The 8,893-nt window shown below is 64.2% G+C and carries 8 protein-coding genes; all 8 read left to right on the forward strand.

Translation table 11 applies throughout. The features are described 5' to 3' along the window. A partial coding sequence (locus tag I5M_RS26755; RefSeq protein WP_022724202.1) for an ABC transporter substrate-binding protein occupies positions 1–1,463 on the forward strand: 1,463 nt, incomplete at its 5' end. A 60-nt stretch (positions 1,464–1,523) separates the two neighbouring features. Then, positions 1,524–2,504 (forward strand): ABC transporter permease, encoded by a 981-nt coding sequence (locus I5M_RS26760; RefSeq protein ID WP_022724203.1) that lies wholly within the window; start codon positions 1,524–1,526, stop codon positions 2,502–2,504. Between the two features lie 15 nt (positions 2,505–2,519). Further along, complete coding sequence (locus I5M_RS26765) at positions 2,520–3,437, forward strand: ABC transporter permease (RefSeq protein ID WP_022724204.1); 918 nt, start codon at positions 2,520–2,522, stop codon at positions 3,435–3,437. Continuing rightward, positions 3,437–5,269: an ABC transporter ATP-binding protein gene (locus I5M_RS26770; protein WP_022724205.1), complete on the forward strand. Its 1,833-nt coding sequence runs from the start codon at positions 3,437–3,439 to the stop codon at positions 5,267–5,269. Before I5M_RS26765 ends, I5M_RS26770 begins: the two co-directional genes overlap by 1 nt. Next, positions 5,266–6,027, forward strand: coding sequence for a DeoR/GlpR family DNA-binding transcription regulator (locus tag I5M_RS26775; RefSeq protein ID WP_022724206.1), 762 nt, complete (start codon positions 5,266–5,268; stop codon positions 6,025–6,027). The genes I5M_RS26770 and I5M_RS26775 overlap by 4 nt, the downstream gene beginning before the upstream one ends. Further along, on the forward strand, positions 6,020–7,309 hold the full coding sequence (locus I5M_RS26780) for a Zn-dependent hydrolase (RefSeq protein WP_022724207.1): 1,290 nt from the start codon (positions 6,020–6,022) through the stop codon (positions 7,307–7,309). Before I5M_RS26775 ends, I5M_RS26780 begins: the two co-directional genes overlap by 8 nt. Beyond that, complete coding sequence (locus tag I5M_RS26785; protein ID WP_022724208.1) at positions 7,306–8,271, forward strand: phosphotransferase family protein; 966 nt, start codon at positions 7,306–7,308, stop codon at positions 8,269–8,271. Before I5M_RS26780 ends, I5M_RS26785 begins: the two co-directional genes overlap by 4 nt. Positions 8,272–8,282: 11 nt before the next feature. Then, positions 8,283–8,893 (forward strand): choline/ethanolamine kinase family protein (locus I5M_RS26790; protein ID WP_031337708.1); only part of this gene is annotated, 611 nt, incomplete at its 3' end.

Raw genomic sequence — 8,893 nt, forward strand, 5'->3', positions numbered from 1 at the left:
GGAAGACGATGACGTTCCTGTTCGGCAGAGAACATCACCGGCATTTGGATCCGACCGCCCACACCACGCTTTTGCAGAAGAACATCGAGGGCTATGTCATGGGCTTCCTGACCCGCACCCCGATGAAGCTCGAGAACCCCGACGAGGTGGTTTACGAGCTCGCGACGGAGATCAAACTGCTCGATCCGCACAAGCTGCAGATCAAGCTGCGGCAGGGCATCGTGTTTCACGACGGCAAGCCGTTCAAGGCCGAGGACGTCAAGGCGACGTTCGAATACGGCTCGCGCGCCGATCGTCCGGCGCAATGGTATCCCGGACCAACCGAGACGCTGCAGATCGACACGCCCGACGACTACACGGTGATCGTCGACACCTCGAAGGGCGGCTATCCGGCCCATCTGTTCATGTTCCTGGCAGCGTTCCTGCCGATGATGTCGGCCAAGGACATTGCAGCTGGTCCCGGCGGCGTGCTGACGCAGCGCCTCAACGGCACCGGCCCGTTCAAATTCGTCGAGCAGCGCGGCAATTCGACCGTGATGGTCGCCAATGACGGTTACTTCAAGGGCAAGCCGGCGATTGCGGGCATCAACTTCAACTTCGTCGGCGACTCCACCACGCGCATGCTGTCGTTGATGAACGGCGAGGCCTCCATCGTCGAGCGGCTCGAGCCCGAGCAGGTCGACACAGTCAAGGCCAATCCGAAGATCCACATCAACCGCGTGGTCTCGGTCGAAAACAAGTATCTTTGGTTCCGCTGCTCCAAGCCTCCGTTCAACGATGTGCGGGTTCGACTGGCGGCCTGCCATGCCATCAACCGCGACGTCATTCTCGATATTCTCGGCAGCGCCGGCCATGCCTCGGCGAATTTCGTCTCGCCGGTGAAATTCGGCTACTGCGATCTTGCGAACTATCCGAAGTTCGATCCTGCGAAGTGCCAGGAGCTGCTGGCGCAGGCCGGTTTCCCGAAGGGCAAGGGGCTGCCGCCGCTCGAATACATCACCTCGGTCGGCTTCTATCCGAAGACCAAGGAATACGGCGAAGTTCTCACCGCGATGCTCAACGAACAGGGTTTCAACGTCACCCTGACCGTGCTGGAGCCGGCGGCCTGGAACGAGCGGCTGTATCATCGGCCCGGTGGTGGTCCCGGCCACATGGTGGATTGCGGCTGGTCGACCGGTTCGCCCGAGCCGGATCTGGTGCTGCGTACGCATTTCTATTCGAAGTCGCACCGCATCTGCGGCATCGAGGATGCGGAAATCGATGCGTCGCTCGACAAGGAGCGCAACGCGCCGACCCTGGAAGAGCGCAAGAAGGTGCTGCAGACCGAAACGATGCCGCTGATCGCGTCGAAGATGCCGGCGCTGTCGCTTTTCACGTCGGTGATGATCCACGCGATGCAGAAGGACTACGCGGGGCTGTTCATCTATCCCGACGGCTCGATCGACGCATCGAAGACCGCCTGACGTCATTCGAGCCGCACCTCCCAACGAGGTGCGGCTCCCGACCTCCAACGGGACTGCCGAATGTTCACGTTGAATTTTCTGATCCGGCGACTGGCGCAGGGCGTCGTCATCATCTTCCTGGTGTCGTTCCTGATCTTCACGCTGCTGCGCGTCGTCCCCGGCGATCCGGTGCGGCTGATGGCGGGCGGCATGGCGCCGGAGGCCTTGATCGAGAAGATCGCCAAGGACATGGGCCTTCGCGACCCGATCATCGTGCAGTTCGGGCGCTACATGGGCTCAGTGGTGCGCGGTGATCTGGGCCAGTCCTTCGTGCGGCCCGCGAACGGTGCTTCGACGGGCGGATCGAGCTTCAACGACTCGACGCGCGGCGAGCGTGCCGAGGTTCTGACGCTGATCCTCGAGGCGCTGCCGATGACCCTCCAACTTGCTGCGATGACGCTGGCAATCTCGTTGGTCTTCTCCGCCATCATCGGCATTGCCGGAGGACTGTATCCGGGCAGATGGCCCGACAAGGTGGCGTTCTACATTTCGTCGATCTTCATCTCGCTGCCGAACTTCTGGCTCGGCATCGTGCTGGCGCTGCTATTCTCCGTGAAGCTCGGCTGGCTGCCGGCCATCGGCTACAACGGTTTCGCCTACACCATCCTGCCGGCGATCGTGCTCGCCGTGGAAATGTCACCGGTGCTGATCCGCACGCTGGTCGGTTCGGTGTCGTCACAGATGACCGAGGCCTATGTCTCGGTCGGGCGCGTCCGAGGCCTCGGCCGTACCCGCATCATCGCCAATCATGTGCTGCGCAACGCCTCCGTGCCGCTGTTCAATCTACTCGGCATCCAGTTCTCGAGCCTGCTCGGCGGCGTGATCATCGTCGAATACATCTTCGACTATCCGGGGCTCGGGCTGCTCACCATCAACGCCGTGCTGCAGCGTGACTTTCCGCTGATCCAGGGCATCGCGATCGTGACCAGCGCGATCTTCGTCCTGATCAATATCGTGGTCGATCTCGTCGCGACGAGCATCGATCCCCGGCTCGAATACTGAGGCGAAGGATTTTCGATGTCGATCATATCAATCGCTTCTCCGGACTCGTCGACCATGCTGGCATCCCGCTCGCTGGCGCGCCGCGTGTTCGACAAGGCCGTCGCGTCGCCGGGATTTCGCGCGGGCGCCGCGATCTTCATCGTGCTGGCGCTCGCCACCGCGCTCTATCCGGAGCTGAGCGGCATCGATCCGGTCAAGATGGACATCAAGGCTCGGCTGCTGCCGCCCTTGTTCGAAGGCGCCAAGTGGAGCTGGGCGCATCCGCTGGGGACCGATCAGCTCGGCCGTGACATGCTGGTGCGATCACTCGTCGGCCTGCGCTATTCCTTTCTGATCGGAGTCGCCTCGGTTATCGTCATGCTGTTCGTCGGCTGCACGCTCGGCACCATCGCCGGCTACTTCGGCGGCCGCATCGACGCGGTCATCATGCGCCTCACGGATGCTCAGCTCTCGATCCCGATGATCATCCTGGCGATCGCGGTGCTCGGCGTCTCGCGGCCGACGATCCCCGCCATCGTTCTCGTGCTCGGCATGTCGAACTGGCCGGTCTACGCGCGGATGATGCGGAGCGTGGTGATGACCGAGCGCCAGCGCGAATTCGTCCGCGCCGCGCAGATCGGCGGCTCGACAGATCTGCGCATCATCGTCACGCTGCTGCTGCCGCTGTTGCTCCCATCGGTGCTGTTCACCTCGGTGCTCGATGTCGCCCGCATGATGATCTTTGAATCGACGCTCGGCTTTCTCGGCCTCGGCGTGCAGCCGCCGACACCCACATTCGGCAACATCATCGCCGACGGCCGCAAGTATCTGCTCAATGCCTGGTGGATCGCGACCATGCCGGGGCTGTTCCTCGGTTTGACGCTGACCAGCATCAACCTGATGGGCGCCGCGCTCGAACGCGCCCGCGACACCGTCCACGCGGGAGGCGAGTGATGGCGCTGCTCGAACTACGCAACGTGACCGTCGCGCTCGGCCGTTCCGACACTGCGAAAGTCATCCTCGAAGACGTCTCGCTGTCGCTGGCGCCGAAGGAGATCGTCGGCGTGGTGGGCGCCAGCGCGTCGGGCAAGACGGTGCTGTCGCGCACCGCGGTGAACTGGCTCGACCCGCCACTGGTTCGACGCTCCGGCTCGGTGCTGTTCGAAGGGCGCGACATCTACGGCATGAAAGAGACCGAGATGCGCGGGCTGCGCCAGCGCATCTCTTATGTCGGCGCCAACCCGATGGGCGCGATGGATCCGACGCTGCCGGTCGGCGCTCAGATCGTCGAGAAGATGCGCGCGGTGATGCCGGACGTGTCGCGGCGGCAGGCGCAGGAGCGGGTGATCGAATTGCTCGCCGCGGTCCGCATCCCATCGGCGAGCAGCCGCTTCCATGACTATCCGTCGCAGTTCTCCGGCGGCATGATGCAGCGCGCGCTGATCGTCGACGCGCTGGTGACCAATCCGGCGGTGCTGGTGGCCGATAACGTCACGCAGCCACTGGACGTCACCGTGGCGGCGCAGGTCATTCGCCTGATCAAGGAACTGACCGATCAGTTCAACACCGCGGTGTTGTTCATCTCGTCGTCGCTGCCGATGGTGCGTGAGGCGAGTACGCGGACTCTCGTGATCGATCGTGGCCGTATCGTCGAAGAGCAGGCGACCGAGGCGCTGGTCGCCAGGCCGAGCCATCCCTACACCCGCGAGTTGGTGTCGCAGACGCCGAAGATCTGGCGGGGTACCGAAACGCTGCCGGCATTGCCGGAAGATCGCGAAGTCGTGCTCAGCCTGCGCGATGCCTCGCAGACTTATCGGGTGAAGAAGCGTAGCGGCCTCGGCGGCGTCAATCTGGTTCGTGCCGTGCGCAACGTCACCTTCGATGTGCGGCGCGGGGACAGCTTCGCGATCGTCGGCGAGTCCGGCTGCGGCAAGTCGACCTTGATGCGGCTGCTGTCGCGGCTCGAACTGCCGAGCTCGGGCCAGATCCTCTGCGAAGGCAAGGATATCGCGACGCTGCGCGGACGGGACTTGCTGGACTTCCGTGCCCGTCTGCAGCTCGTGCTGCAGGATCCGTTCGGGTCGCTACCGCCGCGGACCTCGATCGGACGCATGCTGGAAGAGCCGCTGCGCACCCATGGCTGGCGTGACCGCGAGAAGCTGCGTGCGCGCGTGCTGAAGGTGATGGGGGAGGTGGGCCTTGCGGCCGAACTCTACAACGAGCTGCCGCTCGGACTGAGCGCCGGCCAGCGCCAGCGCGTCAACGTCGCGCGCGCGCTGGTTCTCGAGCCTAGCATTCTGATCATGGACGAGACGCTGTCGGCGCTCGATCAAGCCGAGCAATTCAAGCTGCTCGACCTGTTTCAAAAGCTGCAGCAGGAATACAACCTCACCTACATCTTCATTTCCCACGACCTCGCCATGGTCCGAAAGGTCTGCAACCGGGTCGCCGTGATGTATCTCGGAGAGGTGTTCGAATTGGCCGGCAACGAACGTCTGTTCTTCGATCCCGGTCACCCCTACACGATGGCGCTCTTGAGCGCGATGCCGACGCTCGAAGACAAGCGCTACAAGCCGGAAGACTGCCTGCTCGAAGGCGAGCCGCCGAGCCCGTTGTCGATCCCGACCGGCTGCAGCTTCAAGTCGCGCTGCCCGCGCGCCATGGAGGTCTGCAACGGCGTCCAGCCGGTGTTGACGGTGCGGCACGAACACGATTTCGCGGCCTGTCATCTGGTGAAGGCTGAAATCCCGTTGATTGAGGATTCGGTCGAGGGAGCTTCGGCATGAGCTTCACCGAAAGCCGCCTGGAATTGATCAGGACGTTGCTGCGACAGAAGCAACGCGTCCACGTCAAGGACCTGGTCGATCAGCTCAAGGTCAGCCACGAGTCGATCCGTCGCGATCTGCGGGAACTGGAGACGCAAGGTTTTGCCAGGCGCGTCTATGGCGGCGCCGTGCTCGACGGCCAGGAAAGCGATCAGCCGTTCGCCGAGCGTCTGCGCGTCAGCGCCCGCGAGAAGATGCGCATCGGCGAGGCGACGGCTGCGCTGGTCAAGGACGGGATGAAGATCTTCGTCGACGAAGGCACCACGACGCTGGCGTGTCTGAAATACATTGAGGCCCGCAAGGATCTCACCATCGTCACCAACTCGCTCGCGGTCGCCTCGCACTTCTTCTACCAGGGCTCGGTGAACGTCCGGCTGCTCGGGGGGCGACTGCGGCCGGTGTATCAGGCGACGTTCGGCCCCGAAGCCGTCGCGGCGATCAAAGAGCACTTCTTCGACCTCTCGATCATTGCCATCAGCGCTGTACACGCCGAGCGTGGCTTCATGGACTACGGCGAGGATGAAGCCATCCTGCGCCGCGCCGCCCGCGCCCAAGGTAAGCGCTCGGTAATCGTCGCCGACAGCTCGAAATTCGGACGGCTCGGCTCGTTTCACACCTTCGCGCTGGGCGACCTCGACACCGTCATCACCGGCGCGCCGCTGGCGCCCGAATTCGCCGACCAGTTCCGTCAATTGAAAGTGGACGTGATCTATGCCTGACGCCGATGTTTCCGATGCTCCGATCAATCCGTCTCGCCTCAAGGCGATGATGGAGAAGGTTTCGACCTTCGGCGGCAAGCCGAACGGAGCGATGAATCGCCTCACGCTCTCCAAGACCGACGGCCAGGCGCGCGACTGGCTCGGCGGATGGTTCAAGGAGCACAACTTCGAGCAGCAGATCGATCCGATCGGCAATCAGTTCGGCAAGCTGTCGCTCGCCGGCGCCAATGCGCCGACCGTGATGGTCGGCTCGCATCTCGACAGTCAGCCGAACGGTGGACGTTTCGACGGCGCGCTCGGCGTCATCTCCGCCTGCGAGGCCGTGCTCGCCGTGTCCGAGCGGCTGAAAGCCGAGGGTCGCCTGGCGGCGTGCAATTTCCAGGTGGTCAACTGGACGAACGAAGAAGGAGCGCGGTTTCAGCCGAGCCTGCTCGGCAGCAGCGTGTTCGCCGGTGCGCTCGAACTCGATTGGGCGCTGGACCGCGCCGATGGTGACGGCGTCACGGTTCGTCAGTCTCTGGCCGAGATCGGCTATGCCGGCACCGACAAGGTCGCGCGTCCCGACGCGTTGATCGAATTGCACATCGAGGGCGACGACAAGCTGTTCGCATCGAGCGAGCGGTTCGGCGTGTTCACGCGGTTCTGGGGCGCCACCAAGTACAGGCTCGCGTTCCTCGGCGAGCAGGCTCACACCGGGCCGACCCCGATGGCCCAGCGGAAGGACGCCTTGCTGGCGGCCGCCCATCTCATCGCCGATCTCAAGCAGATCGCGGGTGAACATGGGCTCGACCTTCACACCTCGGTTGGCCGCCTCGAAGTCTATCCGAATTCGCCCAACACCGTTCCGGCCGAGGCCGTGCTGTTCATCGAACTACGCTCCGGCTCGCCGGAAGTTCTCGCCGAAGCCGAAGACAAGATGAAGGCGCGGATCGAAGCCGCGGCGAACAAGGCCGAGGTCGGATTCGAGGTCCGCTCTATCGACCGGCGCCGCGCCGGCGGCTTTGCACCGGGCCTCGTCGCGCTCGCCGAGCGTGCGGCGGCGCGACGCGGCGAGACCGCGCGCCATCTCGATACGATCGGCGGACACGATGCGGTGGCGATGTCGGCTGTCTGCCCGTCGATCGTGATGGCGGTCCGCTCGAAGGACGGGGTGATCCACCATCCGACCGAGTACACCAGTCCGGAGGATCATGCGGCAAGCACTCAAATTCTGGCCGAGATGCTCTACGCGCTGGCGCGCGACGGCCTCAAGGTCATCGATCCGGAGGGGGCAGGCGTATGAAGCATCTCGGCCAGGCCCAGACCGCGGAGGAGCTGCGGGCCGAAAGCGTGCTGGCCGGCCTGCTGCCGGCCGACGCCGAGACGCTCGGCTATGAAGTCGCCATGCATCCGGTGGCGTCGCCATCGTATCAGGCGGTGGAATCCACCACGTACTATGTCGCTCCCAATGGGACCGAGGCGAATTTGTTTCTCCGTCTTGGCGCCGCGGAGGTGGCCGAACTGGTCGATCACGGCGTCGCGCTCGTCGCAGCGCGCCGGGCGGCAGATCTCGGCCTTGCGCCGGCCGTGATCGGAGGCGATGCGGCGGCGCGGACGATGCTGCTAGCCCGTCTTGGCGCCGGTTGGAAGGTGGCGAAGATCGACGATTTGATCACGCCCGATGCCGTATCCCACCTCGTCACGATGCAGAAGACTATCGCGGCGGGCGCGCCGTTCGGGCGGCCGTGGTCGGTGTTCGAGGGGATCGAGGCGATCTGGGCATTGTTGCCGCGGTCCAGCGTGCCGCTGCCCGACGACGCCGACTGGATGCACGCCTGGATGATGAAGATGGCCGAGGCGATCGATGCCGCCGGCGTCGATCGCCGCCCGGCACACGGCGACCCGCATTCCTCGAACGTGATGCTCGGACCGAACGGCGCCATGGCGCTGGTCGACTTCGACATGGCGGGCGACATCGATCCTTACTATCAGCTCGGCGTGCAGATGAACGAGCTGTATCAGTTCGAGAGCCAGATGAAGCCGCTCCTCGAATTGCACGACGGACGTTTCAGCGAGACGGCGTTCAGCCGCTGCCGCATCTACGCCGCGGCCGACGACTTCTACTGGGCGCTGCGCAGCCTGCTGATGGCCTCGCGCTCGCCGCTGCAGGGCGTCGAGTTTCTCAAATACGCAGGGTGGCGTTTCCTGCGCTGTCGCATGGCGCTCGGCAAGCCGGGCTTCGAAGAGTTTCTGCGTACGCTCTAGGAGACATGCAGATGAAAGACATCGGAATGGCCGCGACGGATGCGGAACGCCAGCTCGAAGGCGCCATCCACAAGATCGAGGCCTGGAAGGGCCAGATTCGGTATCGCCCGGTCTCCGGCGGTATCAGCAATGTGAATTTTCGTGTCGAGGTCGAAAGCGCCTCGCATGACTACTTCGTCAAGATTCCCGGCCGCGGCACCGAGATGTTCATCGACCGCAAGGCGGCCTGCGCGGCGAGCCGGCAGGCCGAGACCATCGGGGTCGGGCCAAGGACATTCGACTACCTCGACCACGAGGGCATCGAGATCGCCGAGTTCGTCGAGGATCGGCGGCCGTCGACGCATGCGGACTTCATCGACCCGACGGTGCGGGCCGAAGCCGTTCGGCTGTACCGGCTGTTCCATCAGGCGCCGCCGCTGCCGCTGACCAAGACCGTGTTCGACATGATCGACGAGCACTATGATCAGGTCAAACAGCTCGGCGGGTTTTTGCCCGAAGACCACGACTGGCTGACGTGGCAGTATCGGCAGGCCCGCGCCGCGCTCGAGGCGGCTGGGCTCGATCTGGTGCCTTGCTTCAACGACCCGATGCCGGGCAACTTCCTGCTCGGCGCCGACAAGTC

Origin of the sequence: Rhodopseudomonas sp. B29 (assembly GCF_000333455.1) — a bacterium.
Classification (GTDB): domain Bacteria; phylum Pseudomonadota; class Alphaproteobacteria; order Rhizobiales; family Xanthobacteraceae; genus Rhodopseudomonas.

Excerpts from the sequence above, each read along its gene's own strand:
- I5M_RS26760 (WP_022724203.1), top strand. The coding sequence starts at position 1,524 with ATGTTCACGTTGAATTTTCTGATCCGGCGACTGGCGCAGGGCGTCGTC.
- I5M_RS26765 (WP_022724204.1), top strand. The coding sequence starts at position 2,520 with ATGTCGATCATATCAATCGCTTCTCCGGACTCGTCGACCATGCTGGCA.
- I5M_RS26780 (WP_022724207.1), top strand. The coding sequence starts at position 6,020 with ATGCCTGACGCCGATGTTTCCGATGCTCCGATCAATCCGTCTCGCCTC.
- I5M_RS26775 (WP_022724206.1), top strand. The coding sequence starts at position 5,266 with ATGAGCTTCACCGAAAGCCGCCTGGAATTGATCAGGACGTTGCTGCGA.
- I5M_RS26770 (WP_022724205.1), top strand. The coding sequence starts at position 3,437 with ATGGCGCTGCTCGAACTACGCAACGTGACCGTCGCGCTCGGCCGTTCC.
- I5M_RS26785 (WP_022724208.1), top strand. The coding sequence starts at position 7,306 with ATGAAGCATCTCGGCCAGGCCCAGACCGCGGAGGAGCTGCGGGCCGAA.